The 20,986-nt window shown below is 49.4% G+C and carries 15 protein-coding genes and 1 pseudogene; 2 read left to right on the forward strand and 14 right to left on the reverse strand.

Annotated elements, in window-relative coordinates; translation table 11 throughout:
• Nucleotide 1: 1 nt before the first annotated feature.
• From HUU10_01865 to HUU10_01915, 11 genes and pseudogenes are all read right to left on the reverse strand, one after another.
• Nucleotides 2-2,197 carry a polysaccharide biosynthesis tyrosine autokinase gene (locus tag HUU10_01865; GenBank protein ID NUQ80331.1) on the reverse strand — a complete coding sequence of 732 codons (2,196 nt, stop codon included), beginning with the start codon at nucleotides 2,195-2,197 and terminating at the stop codon, nucleotides 2-4.
• Between the two features lie 6 nt (nucleotides 2,198-2,203).
• A complete protein-coding gene (locus tag HUU10_01870) occupies nucleotides 2,204-2,788 on the reverse strand; it encodes an N-acetyltransferase (GenBank protein ID NUQ80332.1) in 585 nt (194 codons plus the stop codon).
• Between the two features lie 37 nt (nucleotides 2,789-2,825).
• The gene (locus HUU10_01875; GenBank protein NUQ80333.1) at nucleotides 2,826-3,827 is read right to left on the reverse strand and encodes a flippase-like domain-containing protein; all 1,002 of its coding nucleotides are present in this window, start codon (nucleotides 3,825-3,827) and stop codon (nucleotides 2,826-2,828) included.
• Entirely contained in the window at nucleotides 3,828-4,457 is a 630-nt protein-coding gene (locus HUU10_01880; protein ID NUQ80334.1) for an outer membrane lipoprotein carrier protein LolA, read from the reverse strand.
• Between the two features lie 12 nt (nucleotides 4,458-4,469).
• Nucleotides 4,470-6,860 (reverse strand): DNA translocase FtsK, encoded by a 2,391-nt coding sequence (locus tag HUU10_01885; protein NUQ80335.1) that lies wholly within the window; start codon nucleotides 6,858-6,860, stop codon nucleotides 4,470-4,472.
• Nucleotides 6,747-7,361: pseudogene (locus HUU10_01890) on the reverse strand (DNA translocase FtsK 4TM domain-containing protein). The gene HUU10_01885 and the pseudogene HUU10_01890 overlap by 114 nt, the downstream one beginning before the upstream one ends.
• Nucleotides 7,361-8,122: a 2-phosphosulfolactate phosphatase gene (locus HUU10_01895; protein NUQ80336.1), complete on the reverse strand. Its 762-nt coding sequence runs from the start codon at nucleotides 8,120-8,122 to the stop codon at nucleotides 7,361-7,363. The pseudogene HUU10_01890 and the gene HUU10_01895 overlap by 1 nt, the downstream one beginning before the upstream one ends.
• A 9-nt stretch (nucleotides 8,123-8,131) precedes the next feature.
• Nucleotides 8,132-9,220, reverse strand: coding sequence for a glycine cleavage system aminomethyltransferase GcvT (gcvT, locus tag HUU10_01900; GenBank protein ID NUQ80337.1), 1,089 nt, complete (start codon nucleotides 9,218-9,220; stop codon nucleotides 8,132-8,134).
• 27 nt (nucleotides 9,221-9,247) lie between these two features.
• Nucleotides 9,248-10,204 carry a transketolase family protein gene (locus HUU10_01905; GenBank protein NUQ80338.1) on the reverse strand — a complete coding sequence of 319 codons (957 nt, stop codon included), beginning with the start codon at nucleotides 10,202-10,204 and terminating at the stop codon, nucleotides 9,248-9,250.
• Entirely contained in the window at nucleotides 10,204-11,100 is an 897-nt protein-coding gene (locus tag HUU10_01910; GenBank protein ID NUQ80339.1) for a transketolase, read from the reverse strand. The genes HUU10_01905 and HUU10_01910 overlap by 1 nt, the downstream gene beginning before the upstream one ends.
• Before the next feature lie 175 nt (nucleotides 11,101-11,275).
• Nucleotides 11,276-13,408 (reverse strand): S46 family peptidase, encoded by a 2,133-nt coding sequence (locus tag HUU10_01915; GenBank protein ID NUQ80340.1) that lies wholly within the window; start codon nucleotides 13,406-13,408, stop codon nucleotides 11,276-11,278.
• A 163-nt stretch (nucleotides 13,409-13,571) separates the two neighbouring features.
• Between HUU10_01915 and mutS the strand changes: the two genes are divergently transcribed.
• The gene (gene mutS / locus HUU10_01920; GenBank protein NUQ80341.1) at nucleotides 13,572-16,151 is read left to right on the forward strand and encodes a DNA mismatch repair protein MutS; all 2,580 of its coding nucleotides are present in this window, start codon (nucleotides 13,572-13,574) and stop codon (nucleotides 16,149-16,151) included.
• Here the strand turns inward: mutS and HUU10_01925 are convergent.
• Nucleotides 16,148-16,624, reverse strand: coding sequence for a hypothetical protein (locus HUU10_01925; protein ID NUQ80342.1), 477 nt, complete (start codon nucleotides 16,622-16,624; stop codon nucleotides 16,148-16,150). The genes mutS and HUU10_01925 overlap by 4 nt on opposite strands.
• Entirely contained in the window at nucleotides 16,617-17,072 is a 456-nt protein-coding gene (locus tag HUU10_01930) for a DUF2085 domain-containing protein (GenBank protein NUQ80343.1), read from the reverse strand. Before HUU10_01930 ends, HUU10_01925 begins: the two co-directional genes overlap by 8 nt.
• Before the next feature lie 50 nt (nucleotides 17,073-17,122).
• On the opposite strand from HUU10_01930, the gene HUU10_01935 reads away from it, so the two are divergent.
• Nucleotides 17,123-18,130: a PorV/PorQ family protein gene (locus tag HUU10_01935; protein ID NUQ80344.1), complete on the forward strand. Its 1,008-nt coding sequence runs from the start codon at nucleotides 17,123-17,125 to the stop codon at nucleotides 18,128-18,130.
• Between the two features lie 28 nt (nucleotides 18,131-18,158).
• On the opposite strand, the gene HUU10_01940 is transcribed toward HUU10_01935, so the two are convergent.
• Nucleotides 18,159-20,921 (reverse strand): adenylate/guanylate cyclase domain-containing protein, encoded by a 2,763-nt coding sequence (locus HUU10_01940; protein NUQ80345.1) that lies wholly within the window; start codon nucleotides 20,919-20,921, stop codon nucleotides 18,159-18,161.
• Nucleotides 20,922-20,986 lie beyond the last annotated feature (65 nt).

The following is a 20,986-nucleotide window of genomic DNA, read 5'->3' on the forward strand; positions in this document are numbered from 1 at the left end:
GTTACTTCTGGTTTGAGGAATAATAGTAGTAGTAGTTCCCCTGACTGGACAGGTGGTTTTTCCTGACTTTATTCAATACAACACCCAGAACCTTCGGTCCAAACCGGTTTGCGATAGTACGGTATTGCCGGATAAAATCACGCTTATTCACCAGCTCGGCACCACTCACATAGATCAGTCCATCGGCATGCTCTGCATAGATGTACACATCACCCACCGAGAGGGATGGAGGCGCATCCATGATGATATAGTCGTACTGGGCCCGGAACTTATTAATATGGCTCATGAACTCTTCACTTGAGATCAACGGAACCGGAGAAACCGGAATCGTACCGGAAGCGATGACATCAAAAGTAGCTGAGTGAAAGGATTCTACTTTCTGAACGCCGGACAGGTCACCGTTAAGAATAAGCTCGGTCAGACCGGGGAATTTACGGATTGGAAGGTGTTTGTCAACCGTCGGACGGCGCAAGTCACCATCAATCAAAAGAACTTTATAACCCAGGTCAGCCAGTGAGCCAGCCATGAGGATTCCGGTAAAGGTCTTCCCTTCCTGCGGAATGGTACTGGTGGTCAGCAGGAAAAGGCCATTTTCGCGACCTTTACGGTTCAGAATATAATTGATATTAATCGATATCTGACGGTGCATTTCCTGAACAATGGCAGAGATATCCTTAATGAGGTTGCCGGTAGCCAGGCGTTCCTCATCCACTGGCACCTGACCCAGAATCTGAATGTTCAGTTTTTCAAGATCATCCAGTTTGTGAATCCGGTTATCCATCTTTTTAAGACCGATCGACAGACCCAGTCCAACCAGTAATCCAAGAACCGTCAGTAAGGAAACCATTCTGGCGCGCTGAGGCTCAACAGCAACAAAATCGGGGATGGCAAGGTCAATCACCTTGATATTGGTGTTGATCTGCAATTCAGAAATGATGGCTTCCTGATATTTTTTCTCCAGGATCAGATACAATTCTTCGGCAGACCGTCTTGCTCTTTCCAGGCGGGCATACTCAACATTTTTTGTCGGAATGGCCTGAAAACGTTTTTCATAATCGGCTAACAGGGTCTGTAATTTTTCAATCTTAAAGTTCTCAATGACGATTGATACGGTTCCAACAGCGATTTTATTCTGATTTTGCCGAACCAATTCCATGGTATTGCTGCCTGGCAACTCACTCTGGATGGATTCTTCTATACGTTTTTCCAGCAGTTCACGAAGATTTTTGGCTTCACGCTCAAGACGTTCCATTTCGGCTTTTGCGGCTGGAGCGGCCGTATCAAGCGTCGCACGCTGTATATCGCGACGGCTTTCCGTTTCGGCAATTTTTTGCTGAAGGATTCTGATGTAGGAATCAGAATAGCCGCTGAATTCAACCGAACTTGATGGTTGAAGCGTTTTAAGTTGTTCACGGGCTATCCGGATTTCTTCCTCAAAAATTCCAATCTGTAAACGGGACTCATTGATGCGGGCTTCAAGAGAAGCAATGTTGCTCACCACATTTTGTGATTCACTCGAAACGGTCACAATCCCACTCTGGACCATGTAGGTCTGAATATCATTCTCACTTTTCCGGAGGTCCTGAGCTTTTTCATCCAACTGTGTTTTGATGAAGTTTTTCACAATGGATTGAGTGGTCCGGTTGTTGGTAAGGTCATTGACGATATACACATTCGCAAGAATGTTCGCGATGATGGCTGCCTCTTCCGGATCGGAACTCATGAAGGAAATATTGATAATGTCGAGTGCCCGGGGAGAGGTGGCGTTTCTGTTAAGAAGGACGGTTCCGAGTACTGAATAGGGGTTCCCTGTTCCCTGAATGGTTGAAAAAAGAGGAAAACGGGCGAGGGCCGGATTAACCCGAAGGCTTTCTGCCATGGCTGTCACCACCAGTTCGCCGAACTGGCGGGACCGGATCAGTTCGAGTTCATTGCCAAGCGCCCGGCTTTGGTTTGATCCGAAATTGCCCGAAAACAAGGACACTTCCTGAGTGGTTTTTCCATACAGCAACCGGACCGTTGATAAGTACACGTTCGGCTGATAGTAGTAGTAGATATAGCTGACGGTAAATGCCAGAACGGTGGAGGAAATGATAATCCATTTCCACCTCCTGACAGAATCCAGAAAATCTTCAATGGTAAGAAATTCGGTTCCGGTGGTCTGGTTTGTCGGTATTTGTTCGTTACGTTGTTCCATCAGCTCTTAAGATATTGGTTCAATTTCCTGTTGATTCAACCGGTAGGCCTGACCGCAGGACCTGCAGGTCGCCGGGAAGGTTTCCGGTAATTTAACTCCGCACTGGCACATCCATCCGCGCTGTCTGGCCGGATTTCCGGTCATTAGTGCATAGGCAGGCACTGACCGTGTGACCACAGCCCCGGCTCCGATAAAGCAAAAACGACCCAGCGTTATGCCACAAACAATGGTCGCATTGGCACCGATACTGGCCCCTTTCCGGACCAATGTGGTCTTATACTCTTCCTTTCGGGAAACGGCAGATCTGGGGTTGATCACATTGGTGAACACCATGGATGGTCCCAGAAACACGTCATCCTCACAAATAACACCGGTGTAAACAGATACATTGTTTTGAATTTTAACATTCCGTCCAAGTCTGACACCGGGAGAAATCACCACATTTTGACCGATATTACAATTCTCGCCGATCACCGAATCCTTCATTATATGACTGAAGTGCCAGATTTTGGTTCCGGGGCCGATTTCACAAGGCAGATCGACATAGGAGGACTCGTGAATAAAAACCTGATCCAATTGGGGTGATTTCATGACATTGGGTGCAAAACTGTTAAAGTTAGCCGATGAATCAGGCAGACTCAACCGGACCGGTGGTTCTGTGCGCCTGATCAAAAAGGAAACAACCGGCTCCGGCCAGGGTGGAAAAGCCAAGATTGAGCAGGTGAACCAGGGTTGCAAAGCTGACGGCCTCGGCCTGATTCACCCCGAAAATCTGAATGAGAGCCATGCTGCAGAACCAATGATAGGTACCGGTTCCACCCGGTGATGGAATCACCATTCCGATCGCAGCTATGGCCATAACAGCCATTCCTGCAGGGAATCCCAGATTGGCCGATTGCTGAAAGGGAAATGCAAACATCGGCAACCAGGTTCCTGCAATGTAAAGAAGGAAAATCAACAGGGATGATACCAGAATGGCTGGTAAGAAATGACCATTCCGCAGGGCAGAAACACCCTCAAGAAACCTTCCGGAAAGGTCACCGATTTTTGCACTTAGTCTGCTGCCCAACCATCTGGTAAACCAATGAATCAACACTTTCGATTTTTCAACCGGGAGCAAGGTGAGAACCAGCAGCATTCCGACCAGCGAGACAGTTAACACGCCGGCTCCGACACCCAGACCGGGAAAATGGCGGTCAATGTCCTCGGAAAACCACAGCATGGAAAGACCAAACACGACAAGAAGAATCAATGAATCGATCAGGCGCTCCAGAACAACTGTACCGAGTACATGAGTCTGGGACCGGTTGGTCATTCTTCCAAGATAAATGGCCTTGGCCAGTTCCCCGCCCCGGGGCAATGCATTATTGACTGCATACCCCACCATGGTGGAACTGAAATACGGATAGAGCCTATCCGATTCCGCATCGTGCCCGAAAAACAACCGCCACCGCCACGCCCGGACGTAATGACTGAGAACCATCACCACAGTGGTGGGTACCAGCCACCACCAGTTAACCGAACTGAGGATATTGGTAATGGTGGATAAATCCATGCCATAAAAGGCCGCATAAAGCGTAACCGCTGAAATGAGGGCTCCCAGGAGGAGTTGAAACAGGCGGTTTTTCATTCAGCGGAGATCAATCACATCAACGCCTTTGGGCGGTGTAAACTGAAACCACTGATCGGGCAGTCCGGAGTTGATCTGCAACTGCCTGAGGCGGTAAGTGGTGGTTGACCCGTTAATATCGGTCACTTCCACCTGACGAATAAACCATTCCTTCTCATCTGCCCAAAGGGACATGGCCTGAATAAAATTGTCGGGATTTTTCGGAGTGAGGTTCAGCTTCCATGTCACCATGCCACCAATGGTTTCCCGGCCAACGACAGTCATGATAAAGTCCTTTGGGAATTCCAGAAAAAACCGGGAAGGAGACAATTCAGAGCTGGTTGGATCAAAATGATCAATGATCACTTTCTCATTAAAAACCGAATAAGTCCAGGCAGTTTTTCCATCGGTCACCAGAATCTGTTCTTCGGTTTCAAGCCTGAGCTTATCCTGTTTCTTGACCGAGATCCGGCCGGTGAGTTTCTGGTTCAGCCGGGTAACCTTATAACTGACCATCTGGTCAAAGTCTGCAGACGCATCTTTGATGGAATCATAGGCTTTTCTGACTTTTTCGAGAACATCACTGGCATTCTGAGCCTGAAAGAAGGCCAGTACACCCGAGATCATTAAAGTGGTAAACATGGAAATCATCTGGCTTCCGCTTTATTTAATATTCAGAATATCGTTTAGAGTGTCGGGGTCATCAATCATCACCTGACGTGCTTTGGATCCATCGGGAGGTCCCACGATGCCCAGGATTTCGAGCTGGTCAATAATCCGTGCGGCCCGGGAATAACCGATTTTCAGTTTTCGCTGAAGCAGGGATGTGCTTCCCTGATTGTGCTGTACAATTACCTGTGCGGCTTCTTCAAGCATATCATCCCAATCATCCGTCTGTTCAATCTCCCCTTTTTTACCCGATGTCTTTCCGTTTTTATCGGGCGGAATGGGCAGGCGGTAGGCCGAGATGAAACCTGGCTGCCTGGCAATGTGCTCAATAATGGCCTCGCATTCCTCAGTTGAGACGAACGCATTCTGAATCCGTTCAGGTTTGGGAGATCCGCTGGGCAGGTAAAGCATATCACCATTCCCCAGCAACTGTTCGGCACCATTCATATCCAGAATGGTACGAGAATCAATTTTGCTGGTCACCTGATAGGCGATCCGTGCCGGGAAATTGGCTTTGATAATACCGGTAATCACATCAACCGACGGTCGCTGAGTGGCCACCACCAGGTGAATACCCACTGCACGGGCCAGCTGAGCCAGGCGGGCAATGGGCTCCTCCACCTCTTTTCCCGATGTCATCATCAGGTCGGCCAACTCATCAATAATCACCACAATAAATGGCAATTTGGTGTAAGGATCCCCCGCATGTGATTTTATTTCACCCGATTCCACCTTCCGGTTAAAGTCCTTCAGGTGACGAACGCCGACTTTGGCAAGCAACGTGTACCGGTCATCCATTTCCCGTTCAACTGCCCGCAGCAAGGTCACGGCCTTTGACGTATCGGTCAGAATGGGTTCATCCAGCTCGGGAAGAACAGCCAGAAAGTGCTTTTCCAACCGGCGGTAAATGGAAAGCTCAATCTTTTTCGGATCAATCATCACAAACTTGATCGTGGCCGGATGAGCAAAATACAACAAGGAACAGATAATGGTATTGATTCCGACCGATTTACCCGAACCCGTCGTTCCCGCAATCAGCAGGTGAGGGAGTTTGGCCAGGTCTTCCAGATAAATGCCATTATTGATCGTCCGGCCAAAGGCAACCGGCAACAGCATGCCGTTCTCTGCCGCTTTCTGGAATTTTTCTGACTCAAGAATTTCCCGTAAGAAAACATGAACCGATTTTTTGTTGGGAATTTCAACCCCGACCACCGGTTTTCCCGGGATGGGCGCCATGATGCGGATTCCACGTGCAGCCATGGCCAGCGCAATATCATCGGCCAGGGCGGTAATGCGACTCACCTTGATTCCCTCTGCCGGTTTTATTTCGAAAAGGGTCACCCGGGGGCCGACGGTCACCTCTGGTTTGCCATCAATCTGAATCCCATAGGTTGAAAGTTTGTGAACAAGCTTGCGGGCATTCTCTTCGAGTTCAAGCGGATCAATAACGTTGGTAACGGTATTCGGATTGATCTGCAGGAGATCGAGTCCGGGTTTCCGGTATCCGAATTTGAAAATCGGATCGCGGGGAAGTTCTGCTTTCTGTTCCTCTACCGTGGGTTTCAGAATCAGTTCGATTTCCTGTTCGCCATCCACCGCAACCGGAATGGTTTGCACTGCACCGGGGTGAGACTCAGGTTCCGGCTCTCTGATTGGTTTGGGTTCTGATGAAAGGGGTGGCGGAACCGGGGGTTCAGAATGAACCGTTTCGGATCTGGTTACCGGCGGAGTTATCGTTTTTTCTGCGACAGGTTCTTCCCTTTTTTCGGGAGTGTGGGGAACCGAAGTTGTTTCCTTTTCGGGCTCCTTAACAAAGGCCCTGAAAAAGGTCAGACCTTGTTTTTCCTGAGAAGGAGATCCGGCGGGTGTCTCGGGACGAGAGTCCTCGGTGACCACGGGTGCCGGACCGGATTCCATTGTTCCGGATTCCTCAGGTTTTTCAGATTCCGGTCCAACCGGGATAAAATTCTCGGCTTCGGTACGAAACTCATCGGTGTGAAGCACCACTTCGGGCGGGGCAACGGATTCTTCTCTGGGTGGAAGAATCTCTTCAAGCGGTATACCAATCGGTTTTGATGCCTTGCGAACGGTGGTGACCGGTTTGGGTTCCTCCTGAATAACCGGCGGTGGTGGCGGGGCAGGCTGGGATCTGGTAACCGGTGGGTCCCATGGAGGTGACTGGTCTTCCTCCTCAGTATCCTGTTCCGTTTCATCAGCGACAGGTTCATCCTGTTTCACAACGATTTTTGATTTCGAAGTCAGCCACCCCTGTATGCGTGAAGCGGTTGCCTTCAGATCCAGATCAATAAAAAGGACGACCAGGATAAACAAACCAGTCAGAATTAGCAATGTTCCGCCGATTCCGCCCAGAATGGTATAGATCATTGAGGCGATGAAAATACCCGCCAGCCCCGACCAGGCATTTCCCAGCAGAGAATAATCGGACAGAATCGACAGAAAACCGAAAGCTGTGGAAAGGCCCAGAGAAAACAACAAGCCATAGATGGTGAAATAAACGGGCTTCGAAAGTCCGTGATGCCTTAGCATCACCCAGCCCCAGACCATAACCAGTAAACAGGGAATCAGAACCGGATAGCCCAGCAGATTGAAAATGAGGTGGTGAGAGAGGAACGCACCGATCACACCAAGCCAGTTGCCAATGAGGGAGGCAGGCGGCTGGTCAGGTGAAAAATAATCCCCGGGTCGCATGGTCGTGATGATGGAATAATCAGCTTCCTTGCTTGACAGTACCGAGAGAACCATGATGAGCCCGAAGACCATCAGGATTAATCCGGCAATTTCAATTTTTCTTTCCGGACTGATTTTCCGGTTACCCCCAGATTCAGGGGCAGGAGAGGAAGGTGTTTTTTCCTTTTTTTTCGCCATCAGACCTGGGTCCTGCCGGTAGTCTCGGTTTGCATCCGTTTAATTTTGCTCGATTCGGCCAGCACGGGAACCACATCATACTTATCGATGTCGGTGCATAAATCGATATCAGATTCGAAACCAAGAATCCTTAACGTATTGCCGTGGTCAGAATCACGAACTGCCCTCCGTAATTGATCCTTTTCCCTTTGCCAGGTGAACAGAGAGACCTTGGCCGCATCGTTTAACTGAGGAGTCGGTGTGCCCTCTCCTTCCGTGAGACGATCGATGAGAGCGCCGGCACAGAGGCTGTCTTCCAGACTGAAGTGATGTTCCCTTCCCCCGCAGATGATGTACAACTGTGAGGGAGACACCGACTGAAGAACCGATGTAATGGCTCCCAGATTCAGGAAGCCGGTGATCAGGACCTTTTCTGCATGCCGGGCTTTAACGATGGCACCCGTTCCGTTGGTGGTGGCAAAAACAATCGACTTTCCCGACACTTTCTCTGCCGTGTATTCTCTTGGTGAGTTACCCAGATCAAAGCCTTGAATCCGCTTCCCACCGCGTTCACCACCCAGAAGAAACTGACCATCGAATAAGTTGGAGGCAATCTTCATTCCGTAGTCAACCGAGGCAACCGGAATAATTTCCCGTGCACCATTCACAAGTGCCGTGCAGATGGTGGAAGAAGCCCTCAGGACATCAATCACACAGACCCATTGTCCCTTCAGGGTCGATTCATCCACCAGCCCCGAGTCGAAATAAACATCGATTTTCATCAGAATCTGTCAGGCCTTCCGGTAGAAAGGAAATTTCTGTACGGTACCCCATTGCGGCTGGTTCCGGATCATTATACCCACCACGGTTCCCTCTGCACAATACTCAGGTTTCAGATAGGCCATGGCAATTCCCTTTTCCAGTGAGGGGGAAAACGTTCCCGAGGTCACTTCTCCAATCACATCACCGTCCTGATTCACCACCTGATAGTGGCTTCGCGGAATGGCCTTTTCACGCAGGACAATGCCGGTCAGTTTTCGGGAAAGACCGTTGTTTTTTGCATCGAGAATGGCTTGCCGGCCGATAAAGTCGCCTTTATCCAGTTTGGTAATCCAACCAAGACCTGCTTCGAGCGGATGGGTGGTATCTGAAATATCATTGCCGTAAAGGGCATATCCCATTTCGGTACGAAGGGTGTCGCGGCAACCCAATCCGACTGGTTCCAGTCCGGAAGGCTTTCCTGCTTCGAGCAGGGTGTTCCAGACGGAAGCGGCATGCTGTGTATAAAAGTACAATTCAAATCCGGGTTCACCAGTATAACCGGTACGTGAAATATACATTTCCACACCAGCCAGTTTACCGATGGCAAAGCCGTAGTAAGGGATCTCTGCAAGGTTGACCGGGGTCAGTGCCTGCAGGATGGTTTCAGAAGCAGGCCCCTGAACTGCCAGCAGGGCGGTTTCATCCGATTCATCACGCAGGGAAACCGAAGAATCGGCATGGGATTTCATCCAGGCAAAGTCTTTGTCCTTGTTCGAGGCATTAACCACCACCATGTAGTATTCGGGAAGCCGGTAAATAATCATGTCATCGATGATTCCACCCTTTTCATTGCACATGGCTGTGTACTGTGCCTTGCCAACGGTGAGTTTGGTGACATCATTGGTGGAAATCCGGTTTAAAAAACCCTGGGCACCGGTGCCTTTGACTTCGATTTCACCCATGTGGCTCACATCGAACAAGCCAGCCTTTTGCCGGACCAGCTGATGTTCGTAAACAATGCCTCCTGCATACTGGACGGGCATATCCCATCCACCAAATTCAACCATCCGGGCACCTGCTTTCAGGTGCATTTCATGGAAAGGGGTTTTCTTTAACATGGTCTTTTTCCTGTATCTCTGGTCAGATTATTTTTTTCTGGACACCGCGCGTCTGGCTGCATCGGCGATATCGGAAACCGCAAGACCAAACTGTGTCAGCAATTCATCGGGAAGGCCGGATTCGCCAAACCGGTCATTAACGGCCACGATTTCCAACGGTAACGGCAGCCGGGTCGAAAGCACATGGGCAACCGCATCACCCAGTCCGATATTTTTCTGATGTTCTTCCACGGATACACCACATCCGGTTTTCGAAAAGGATGTCAGAATAGCCTCCTGGTCAAGAGGCTTGATCGTATGCATATTGATTACCTCGGCTTCAATGCCTTCCCGTGCAAGTAAGTCGGCTGCCTCCAGTGATTTCCAAACCATGATCCCACAGGCGACAATTGTCACCGAGTTACCTTCCCGCAGTTTAACCGCTTTTCCAATGCGGAAATCACGGGTCCGTTCGGTGAAATTGGGTTGGTTTGGTCGTCCGAACCGCAGATAAACAGGACCTTTGTGTTCCGCAACGGCCAGGGTGGCAGACCAGGTTTCGTTGGCATCACAAGGCACAATCACCGTCATATTCGGCAAGGCACGCATCAGACCGATGTCTTCCAGGGCCTGATGGGTGGCGCCATCCTCACCCAGCGTCAATCCGGCATGGGAAGCACAGATTTTTACATTCAGATTTGAATAGGCAACCGATTGCCTGATCTGGTCATAAACCCGACCTGTACTGAATTCAGCGAAGGTGGTGGTAAACGGAATTTTTCCGCCGATGGCAAGTCCGGCAGCCGTACTGATCATATCGGCCTCGGCGATTCCCAGGGAAAAGAAGCGATCGGGGAATTCAGATGAAAATTTTTCCAGTTTCAGGCTTCCGGTCAGATCTGCACAAAGCGCCACCACATCCGGTCGGGTTTTCCCAAGTTCAACCATGGCCTCACCAAACGCATTTCTGGTTGGTGTCTGATCATAAACTTTAAAAGACGGCATCAGTTCATCCTCCCAAACCAATCAGATGGTACCACTCTGGCTGCAGGATCATCGTAATCCTTCCAGTCTGTGGAAGGCAGGTGATCGGTCAATGCGCGTTGTTCAAGTTCCTTCGTTGGTGGTGTTCCGTGCCATTTTGCAAGGTTTTCCATAAACGGAATTCCCTTGCTCATCACCGTATTGGCAATGATCACTGTGGGCTGTCCGCTTCCCCGGTTGGCTTTTGCCTTTCTGATGGCGGTCATAATTTCCTGATAAGAATGGCCGTCGATTTCGATAACATTCCAGCCAAAAGCCATCCACTTCTCAGGGAAAGGATCCAGTCGTTTAACTTTCTCGGTGTCCCCATCAATCTGGATCCGGTTACGGTCGATAATGGCAATCAGGTTATCCACCTGTTGGTGAGGTCCATTCTGGGCTGCTTCCCATATCTGGCCCTCATTGCATTCTCCATCGCCCATCACCACGTATACCCAATCGGTGCGCTTATTCAGTTTAAGGGCCATTGCCGCCCCAATAGCCACCGACAGCCCCTGACCCAGTGAACCAGAGGCCACCCTGATGCCAGGAAGTCCTTCCTGAGTGGCAGGATGTCCCTGCAACCGTGAATGAATACGCCTGAGGGTTCCTAATTCGGCAAGCGGAAAGTACCCCGCTCTGGCCAGTGAGGCATACCAGATGGGGGCAATATGTCCGTTGGAAAGAAAAAAGAGGTCCTGACCACTGTGATCAGGCCAGGATGCCGGGTTGTGCTTCATTGCATGAAAAAACAAGGTGGCGAAGATGTCGGCCATTCCAACCGAGCCACCGGGATGTCCCGATTCTGCATTGGTGATCATCCTGATACAATCCCGGCGAAGCTGCCGGGCAAGGGTTGCTAATTCCTGTTCGATCATTAAAATCCTTTTAAAAACAGACTATAAATTTACAGTATTTCCCACGCAGAACCAATCTTGAACCTATGGCTACGCTGAAAGACCTTCCGGCAGGATCAGCCCCCGGCCGTTATACATAAAAAAAGCCAACCCGGACACCCGGGTTGGCCCAGTTCAGATTCCAGCAATTCAGGAATCAGTAGACAATCACCATTTCATCCAGCAGGTTTTTTGCACCTGAGAATTTATCAAGGACAAAAAGGACATAACGGCTGTCTACGGCAATGGTACGGTTAATGGAATTTTCAAATTTCCAGTCACCGGTGAGTGCTTCCCAAACGCCATCGAATGCACAACCGATCAGTTCACCATTTCCATTGATCACAGGACTTCCACTGTTTCCACCGGTGATATCATTGGTTGTCAGAAAGGCAACCGGAACATCCTTTAACCTGTTATCGACCCATTTTCCCAGATCTTTATTCTGATACAGGGAAATCAGTTTCGGATGGTTTTTAAATGGCTCTTCTCCAGATTCCTTATCGATGACACCTTTGAAAACGGTTTGGGATTTGTAAACCACCGCATCGCGTGGTTCATATCCTCTGACCGATCCGTAAGTAAAACGCAGAGTAAAGTTCGCATCCGGATACAGGTATTCCCCTCTGAAACCGGCAAGCGCATCGATGTACTTTTTGCGCAGGTCACTGATTTTTAAATTGAAGTCCTGCTCGAATTTGGAAAAGGCACTGGTTTCAGCATTCAGTGCACGGGCCAGACGGACAGCAACCGGAACGGCCTCGCCGCCTTTCACAACTGCATCGATAAATGATATCACTGAAACCGAATCAGCCGAAGGCAAACTTTTAACAACGGCAGATGCAAGACCGGCAACAGCTTCTTCCATGGATTTGCCGGTTCCCAGCAAGGCTTTCATGTCGGCAGACTGCTGATCGGCAGGCAGGGAATAATAAAGGGTCAGAACATTCCGAAGCACATTTTTCTCGAGTTCCTGACGCACCATGGCTGCACTGCCCGTGTATTTCGCCACCAGTGAGGATTTTTCAGCCGGAGTCATTTCCTTTCCGGTGACGGCCTTATCAAGACCATTGGCCAACGGAAACCATCTGGAACGGGTCGGCCACCTTGCAATGGTCGACTTTTTATACATCGGGCTCATTTCTTTATACAATGCATCGATATCGGAAAGAATGGTGCCATACTTTTCCTGTCTGGCCTTGTCTTTGGAAACCCACTCGCTGAACGCTTTTTCAGACTGACGTTTTTCTTCAATCAAACCGTTTTTCTTAAGACCAGCCACATTTCCCTGAAAATTCTTAATGGTGTTCAGGAATCCTTTGATGTTGCTGGCATATTCGATTTCCAATTCCACATTGTTTTTCGTGGCCTCTTCCATTCCTTTGATGGAAGCATCGAGAAGGCTGATGGTTACCGGATAGTTATAATCCAGTGCAAACGCCGTTTCAAAAGACGTCCGGTAACGGGTGGTCCGGCCAGGATATCCCATGATAAAGGTGAAATCCTCATCCTTGATGCCTTTGGCAGAGATTTTCAGGAAACGTCCGGGCACGTAAGGTACATTGTCTTTGCTGTAGGCGGCACTGGTTTTTCCATCAGGAGACATGTAGGCACGAAGGAAGGAGAAATCACCCGTGTGACGTGGCCACATCCAGTTATCGGTTTCGCCGCCATATTCACCGATCGACCGGGGAGGCGCGTACACCAGCCGGATATCATTGAAGAAGCGGTAAACCACCAGCGTGTATTCGTTGCCCTCATTCATGATCATTACATCAGCGGTGCGTTCGGGGAACGAGGTGTGAGATTTTGCCAGGCTTTCAAAAATGGCTTTTCTGGCAAGGGCTGGTGTGCTGAATGATTTGGCGGTATCGAGCGCAGCCAGCACCTTCGCTGTCACATCCTCCATCCACTCGGTAACCTGCCCGGTATAAGTCGATTTCAGTTCACCTGAAATCGTGGCGGCATGGAATCCTTCCTCGAGCAGATTCAGTGACTCGGTTGAATTTTCACGAATGGCCCCGAATGCAACGTGATGATTGGTGAGAATGAGACCTTTTGCAGATACGAATTCACCGGTTCCGCCAATGTTCAGTCTGATGATGGCGTGGTTCAACCCTTTCTGTGAATCGGAATTCATGATTTCATCGGCTTTCAGATTCAAGCCCATTTTCTTCAATTTTTTCCAATCCAGTTTATCCAGCCGGTTCGGAAGAAACATGCCCTCATCGGCCAGTGCAACAGTCAGATGCCCGACCAGAATCAACAAGAGGACCAATCCTTTTTTCATAAAACAGTCTCCAGGTTTAATAGAAAAACCGGCTCACAGATATCCTGATCTGGGTTAAAAACCGGTTTGAGCCTGTAAAATTAAAAAAAAAGGCTCATTTTAGTGGTTTATCCATCATTAAAAGATCTTAGTGTACATGGCCGGACGCACCGAAACTCCCCTGATGGCACAATATGCCTCGATCAAGGCAAAATATCCCGACGTGGTTCTCCTGTTCAGGGTGGGAGATTTTTACGAAACCTTTGAAGAGGACGCCAAAACCTGTTCACGGGTCCTTGGAATCACGCTGACCAAACGATCAAACGGGGCTGCAGGGGAAACACCTCTGGCCGGATTCCCTTTTCATTCGGTGGATACTTACCTGCCAAGACTTGTCAGTGCCGGTTTAAGGGTTGCCATCTGCGAACAGCTTGAAGATCCAAAGCTGACAAAAACTCTCGTGAAAAGAGATGTTGTGGAGGTCGTGACTCCGGGTGTTACTTTTTCAGACAAACTGCTCGATCACCGCTCCAATCATTACCTGGCTTCCCTGACTCCCGGACCTGATCGCTCGGGTCTGGCTTTTTGCGATGCCTCCACCGGTGAATTCTTCTGCTATGAAGGGACCAGCGACCAGATCAGTGGTATTCTTGAAATGCTTCAGGTCAAGGAAATTCTCATTCCGAGACGCAGCAAACTGGTTCCTTCCCTGTCTTATAAGACTGTTCAGACAGAAAGGGATGACTGGATCTTCACCCCTCAGTTTGGCAGGGACGAGTTGATCAGACATTTTAAAACGCATTCCCTGCGGGCATTCGGACTGGAAGAATTGCCGCTTGCAACCGCTTCTGCAGGTGCTATCATTCATTACCTGTATGAAAATCAGAAAGAAAACCTGGGGCACTTCAGGAAACTGGCCGTCTACCATCCGGAAGCATATATGGTGCTCGATGGTTCCACCAAACGAAACCTTGAACTGATCTCTTCCATGGCCGATGGTCAGACCTTCGGAACCCTGATTTCCATCCTGGATGAAACGGAAACCCCCATGGGTGCCCGGATGCTGAAAAAATGGCTCTTTCAGCCTCTGATTCAGACTAGCCCGATACAAGCACGTCTCGATTCGGTTCAGGCCTTTTATGAAAATAAAACCCTGAGGAATGAAGTCAGGGCTTTGCTCGCGAGCATTGCCGACCTGGAACGTTTGGCTACAAAAGTCAGCATGGGGAAAATCACCCCACGGGAACTGGTCACCCTCAAACGGTCCCTCTCCGAACTTCCCCTTCTGAAAAAAACCCTTTCAGATTCTGCGTCAGCCTTTATTTCTGATCTGGCCACTCCGCTGACCCTGTTTCCGGAACTGGTAAACCGGATCGAACAAACCCTGGTGGATGATCCTCCTGCCAGTATCACAGAAGGCGGACTGATCCGCCCGGGATTCAGCAACGATCTGGATGAAATCCGTGCCATGGCCAATGACGGGAAAGCCTGGATATCGCGGCTGCAGCAGGAAGAGCGGGACCGCACCGGCATCCAATCTCTGAAAATCAACTTCAATTCAGTTTTTGGTTATTACATCGAAATCACCAAAACCCATCTCGAGAAAGTTCCGGCCAGTTACATTCGCAAGCAAACCATGGTGAACGCAGAACGGTTTATCACACCCGAGCTGAAAGAAACCGAAGAAAAACTGCTTCATGCCGAAACACGAATGAATGAATTGGAACAGTCCCTCTTTCTTCAATTACGACAGGAAATTGCCCAATCAACAGAAGCACTTCAGCAAACGGCACATCAACTGGCCACCATCGATTGTCTGGCTAATTTTGCCCACATTGCTGTCCGTCGTCATTATACCAAACCGGTGGTTAATGACAGCGATCTCATCGACATAAGGGATGGTCGTCACCCGGTCATTGAGACCCTGCTTCCGCCCGGCGATTCCTATGTTCCCAATGATGTGATTCTGAAAGGAACGGAAGAGCAGATTCTGATCATCACCGGCCCGAACATGAGCGGAAAGTCGAGTTACCTGCGGCAGACCGGTCTGATTGTCCTGATGGCTCAGGTGGGCTCGTTTGTGCCGGCATCATCGGCCTCGGTTGGTGTTGTGGACCGGATTTTCACCCGTGTGGGAGCAAGTGACAACCTTGCAGCTGGCGAGTCAACCTTTCTGGTCGAAATGAACGAAACCGCCAATATTCTCAACCATGCCACCGACCGGTCCCTGATTTTACTGGATGAAATCGGGAGAGGAACCTCTACCTATGACGGATTGTCGATTGCCTGGAGCCTGTGCGAATATCTGCACGACCACTCCAGGGCCCGGACGTTATTTGCCACACACTATCACGAATTAAACGAACTGGCAAGCACCTTCACCCGTATCCGCAATTTTAACGTGGAAGTGAGAGAATACGGTGACAAGGTCATTTTTCTGAGAAAAATCATTCCGGGGGGTGCGGACCACTCATACGGGATACACGTGGCCCAGCTGGCTGGTCTTCCGGAGCCCCTTATTTCCAGAGCAAGGATTATTCTGCGTGAGCTGGAGGAAGGCTCTTTTATCAGTCACCAGACCTCATCAAAAAATCCCCCGGCAGATGGAGGATTTCAAATGACCCTGTTTGATGTGCGTGAAGCACCCATTATTGAAGCACTGTTAAAAACCGATGTCAACCGGTTGGCACCGGTCGAGGCATTGCTCAAACTGAATGATCTGATCTCCATGGCCCGCGCAGCCATGAAGAAAAAGCGGAGTTAAGGTTGGGCGGGTAACTGTCCGTTTGTCTGGGCTGTTCTGATCAATCCGCCTATCATGCTGAAAAATCCATATAACAATGAAAGAAACAACACCGGAATCAGGACATACGGAAAACTGAATAACTCGGCCAGGGGCGGCAATCCTGCATCTGCTCCGGTCATTAACCCATATTGAGTAAATGCCTCTTTCATCTGTGTTTCCACCTGACTGAAACCAACCAACTGCATCAGAGCAGAGGTGATTAGAGTATAGATAACGGCCGCCACCACCCCGCTTAGCACTCCGGTCAATGCACCTTCCGATAAGGATAACCGGTCACCTGTGAACCGCTCTCTGAAATAGACAGCCATGTATCCCCCAAAAATGTAGCCAGCACAAAACAGAAAGTTTATCAGGTTGATCACAGGCAAAATGGCAATCAGCGTTGAAATTCCACTACCGGCCAGGATGGCCTTGGTCTTCTGGTCAAACATAACGGACTTCCCTTTTTAAACGCTGAATAATCACCATGCCGGTTAACAGACCAAACAAACTCCCGGTCACGATTCTTAGCAGCAGATCAGGAGATTTAATCTGGAGAACATTCAGGCCGACATCCAATCCCATGAGGATGCCTGCACCTGTCATCCATGCCGGCGAAAGTAACGGCAGGTTGGCTGCAAACCAAACCACGGCCGTCCCGGTCAGAAAACCAAGATACATGGCGGTGCAGCGGCAGCAAACAGGAAGGAACACCTCATTCAGCTGGCAGCTGGCCTCTGGCAGTTGATGGCAAACCGGACTCAGAAAGAGACGCACCCAACCGGCCCATTCCGCAGAAATGAAAGGAACCGACCAGATGAGACCATTCAGAACCAACCAGGCAATGACCCAGATGGGAACCCATGGCACCATTATCTGCTTAGAGAAGTTGCCGGGCATGGATTTCCTTTTACCTTGTCTTTATACCCGAAAATAGCGAATTTGAACCTATGATTAAATCTGCACTTACCTTCAGCTTTCTGATCGCCTGCGCATCAGGACTTCATGCACAGTCTTTTACAAAATATGCCGGTGAGTTTATGGCCGGTGGCACTGGTGCCCGTTATCTGGGGATGGGTAACTCGGCCGTATCCCTTACCAATGATGCCTACGCGGTTTACTGGAATCCGGCCGGATTGATCCACGTGAACAACACCCAGCTCGCGGTCATGCATGCAGAACGGTTTTCTGGATTGGTCTCCTTGGATTTTGTGTCGGTGGCAGTGCCCTGGCAGGAACGGTACAGCATTGGTCTGGGTGTTCTCCGGTCCGGAGTGGATGATCTTCCTGATACCCGCGATGGATGGGACTTTAATCTGAACCGGCCCAAAACCGGATTTGTACCAAGTTATTTTAATGCCGCAGATTATGTATTCTATGGTTCCTTTGCTGCTCAGGACCTGATGTTCTGGCCGGTGGGATTTACCGCAAAATACATCTACCGTTCTTACGGTTCAGTAGCGGGCGCATGGGGCATCGGCCTTGATGCCGGAACCCAGAAAAAGGGCGTGTTTTTCGATAATCTCACTGTCGGTATTGTCCTGCGTGATATTACTTCAACCCTGATTGTCTGGGAATCGGGAACCAGCGAACTCATACCGCCTTCTGCTGAGACAGGCGTTTCTGCTGAATTCGACTTACCGGTTGGCTCCCTGCTGGTGGCCGCAGGTGTAATCAACCGTCTGGAAAACCGACGCTCAACTGCACAATTTAACTGGGGCGCACTTTCCCATGATTTCAAGGCCGGGGCTGAATGGCAATACAGGCAAACGCTGGCACTCCGTGCCGGATACAATGAACTTGAGCGGGTGAATTTGGGCGCCGGGTTCAGGTTGCAAACCCTTTGGATTGATTATGCCTTCGAACATTTTTCCGGTGATCTCGATCTGGGTAACAGCCACCGGATCAGCGTAACATTTGACCTGAACCGATTGGGTCCCACACGTAACGTCGAATAAAAAAAGGCCGGTTACCCGGCCTTTTTTATCATTTGTGTTTCATCACATACACGCCCGACCAATCTGCGCCCGGCGGGTTCTCCTTAAATTCCTTCGACCGTTTAATATACGTTTTTGAAGGACCATCCTCGGGTTCAATCGTTAAGGCCTCCTGGAATTTTGCAACTGCAGCATCCCATTGCTGTGAATAGTACAACCGGAGTCCATCGTTGTAAACCTTCACCAGAGCATCCATCTGAGTATATTCACCACCATCGGTCCGGTCGGCCATTAGCTCATAAACGGTAACCGGTTTGGTTTTTCCTTTCACCTGCAGCAGATCGAGCTGACGGCAGATGAACTCTTCCTTGACGTACTCATAGGTGAATTCAGAAATCATGACCAGGGTATCAAATTCCTTGTTCGCCGGTTCGAGCCGTGCAGCAAGGTTGACCGAATCGCCCATTACCGTGTAGTTAAAACGGCTCGAAGAACCCATGTTTCCAACGACCATCGCTCCCGTATTGACCCCAAAGCGTGCAATGAGACGGGGAAATCCCTGTGCCACCCACTGATCGGCAAGCAGCCTCAGTTTGGCCTGCTGTTTCATCACAGCACGGCAACAACGGATTGCATGGTCCTCCTGAGCAATCGGCGCACCCCAGAAGGCCATGATGGCATCACCAATGTATTTATCCAGCGTTCCGCCGTCTTTCAGGATGATTTCAGTCATCGATCCGAGATATTCATTCAGAAGATCCACCAACGCCTCAGGTGTGAGCATTTCAGAAATGGTGGTGAACCCAGACAAATCCGAAAACATCACCGTCAGGGTCACTTTCTCTCCGCCCAACCTCACCGCCTCTGGATTTTCCAGCATTTTGTCAACCACTTCCTTGTTCACATAATGGCTGAAAACACCTTTGATCACTTTCTTTTGCTGGCTCTCAGTCAGATACTGATAGGCAATTGACCCGACATATCCCAGAAAGATAGATGCAATAAGTGGTACAATTTTCATCATGACCAGGTATTCATTAAAAACAAACTGGGCCAGTACCATTACCAGCCAGGAAGCAAGAACGACAAACAAAATATTGGCAAACTCGGTTGTGACTTCATGGTCGAGTTTATTACGGTGAAACATCCAGGTGATAAAACCAGCCAGTACCCCTGCAACCGAATACGGGATCATAAAATACAGGAAGGATTTCAGGGTGGCTGGTTCGATCCAATAGGGGAAGAGAATCATATCCTCATACTCCATAATCATCACCAGAATGATATAGGCGGCCAGATAAATCACTGCATAGACAAAAACGAAATTGACAATATTGAAAAACCACGTACTCTTGACCTTCAGGTGCTTGATTCCGGTGGTCGCAATAAAAATCAGATAGGCGGCAATAAACAGGACCAGGAACAGGACCCAATCCGGCATCGGTCGAACATTGTTTCCATCCAGCAGATTCTGAACAGCCGTTGCGTGGATCTCCACTCCATAGGTCAGGTTGGATTGGCGTGCATCCCCTTTCCTCATTGGAATGGCAAGCATGTCCTTGTCTTCCGGATTCGCTGACCCGACCAAAACAATTTTGTTTTTCAGAACCCCCGACTGAAGAATGGCCAGCTGATCATAGGCTGCAAGATCTTCATCAGTCAGATCCTCAAGAGCCTTCAGTTCCTTCGGACGGTTGGGATTGGCATTTCGTGACGACCATTCCGGATAGAGGCTTTCATCCTGCAGAATATCAAGAACATCGGCTTCCATTTCATCGGCAAGCGCCTGGACCCGTGCCTTTTCGGCAGGCGTGATTCTTGAAGGATCGTTCAGAAAGGAATTCAGACTGTATTTTGAAGCCAGCCTTTTCATTTTGCTGTTATCGAAAAGGTCTTCGGCCCATTGGTTGTACAAGGTCTCATCGGCCAGAACAGAATCCTCGTGCACACCAAACTCATCTGCCAGAACTTCGGCGTTGATGCGCTCGTTCTTGGTAATCAGCAGAGAGTCATCCAGAACTTTATCCAGACCAATGTAGGTGAACGTCTGGGCAGGACCGTAGTAATTCAGAAAAACAGTATAGCCATCCCAGTTTGGTGCAGAATACTTGCCGACCTGAATCGTTTCATCCGTTTTATTGATGATGAATTCGTTATGATTTCGTCCCGATTCAATGTTGTCGATATATTGAACTATTTCGAAAGCAAAGGTGGGGAAAATCTGACCATTATTTGCCTGGTGAGTGATCGCATACCGCCGGTAAATGTTATCCCGGTCGGGTGGAACGTAGATCAGTCCAAGCTTGACACCAGCATCAATGTCATAAAAAATATTCCGCAGATACAAGGAATCCGAGGTCTTGATGTCATACCGGTCACCCGAAACACTTTCGGTTTCGGTCCGGCCGGCCAATACCACATTCTTATAGGACAGGAGGACTTCTCTGAGCAAGGAATCACTGGTGGTATTCGACATATCCACCCCGTCAAACAAAATATCAATTCCGATGGCAGAGGCACCAGCCCGGTTCATGTTTTGGATAAAGCGCGCATAGTAGGCGCGGGGAAACGGATAGTTATCGGGAATGTTGTCGATGGACTGGTCATCAATCCCGACAATCACCACGCGGGCCTGTTCGGTGAATCCCTGTACCGTACCCCGGCCTTCAAACCGTTGATCCACCGACTTGTTTTCAATGGTTTCAAATATGGTGGTAAAAGTAAACCAGTAAGCGATCAGGACAATTCCGATACTGATCAGCAATCCGGTAAAATATAAATTTTTAAACAGGTTACCCGGTTTTGATGCCATGGTTGTCTCCTTGGTCAGGATGAAAAAAAACCCCGGTGGTTGCCGGGGTTTCTAACTAATTGTAT

The sequence above is a fragment of the Bacteroidota bacterium genome (assembly GCA_013360915.1).
Taxonomy (GTDB): domain Bacteria; phylum Bacteroidota; class JABWAT01; order JABWAT01; family JABWAT01; genus JABWAT01.

Excerpts from the sequence above, each read along its gene's own strand:
- HUU10_01910 (NUQ80339.1), bottom strand. The coding sequence starts at position 11,100 with ATGATCGAACAGGAATTAGCAACCCTTGCCCGGCAGCTTCGCCGGGAT.
- HUU10_01935 (NUQ80344.1), top strand. The coding sequence starts at position 17,123 with ATGATTAAATCTGCACTTACCTTCAGCTTTCTGATCGCCTGCGCATCA.
- HUU10_01875 (NUQ80333.1), bottom strand. The coding sequence starts at position 3,827 with ATGAAAAACCGCCTGTTTCAACTCCTCCTGGGAGCCCTCATTTCAGCG.
- gcvT (NUQ80337.1), bottom strand. The coding sequence starts at position 9,220 with ATGTTAAAGAAAACCCCTTTCCATGAAATGCACCTGAAAGCAGGTGCC.
- HUU10_01870 (NUQ80332.1), bottom strand. The coding sequence starts at position 2,788 with ATGAAATCACCCCAATTGGATCAGGTTTTTATTCACGAGTCCTCCTAT.
- mutS (NUQ80341.1), top strand. The coding sequence starts at position 13,572 with ATGGCACAATATGCCTCGATCAAGGCAAAATATCCCGACGTGGTTCTC.
- HUU10_01885 (NUQ80335.1), bottom strand. The coding sequence starts at position 6,860 with ATGATCTATACCATTCTGGGCGGAATCGGCGGAACATTGCTAATTCTG.
- HUU10_01925 (NUQ80342.1), bottom strand. The coding sequence starts at position 16,624 with ATGTTTGACCAGAAGACCAAGGCCATCCTGGCCGGTAGTGGAATTTCA.
- HUU10_01930 (NUQ80343.1), bottom strand. The coding sequence starts at position 17,072 with ATGCCCGGCAACTTCTCTAAGCAGATAATGGTGCCATGGGTTCCCATC.
- HUU10_01880 (NUQ80334.1), bottom strand. The coding sequence starts at position 4,457 with ATGATTTCCATGTTTACCACTTTAATGATCTCGGGTGTACTGGCCTTC.
- HUU10_01865 (NUQ80331.1), bottom strand. The coding sequence starts at position 2,197 with ATGGAACAACGTAACGAACAAATACCGACAAACCAGACCACCGGAACC.
- HUU10_01905 (NUQ80338.1), bottom strand. The coding sequence starts at position 10,204 with ATGCCGTCTTTTAAAGTTTATGATCAGACACCAACCAGAAATGCGTTT.
- HUU10_01895 (NUQ80336.1), bottom strand. The coding sequence starts at position 8,122 with ATGAAAATCGATGTTTATTTCGACTCGGGGCTGGTGGATGAATCGACC.
- HUU10_01915 (NUQ80340.1), bottom strand. The coding sequence starts at position 13,408 with ATGAAAAAAGGATTGGTCCTCTTGTTGATTCTGGTCGGGCATCTGACT.
- HUU10_01940 (NUQ80345.1), bottom strand. The coding sequence starts at position 20,921 with ATGGCATCAAAACCGGGTAACCTGTTTAAAAATTTATATTTTACCGGA.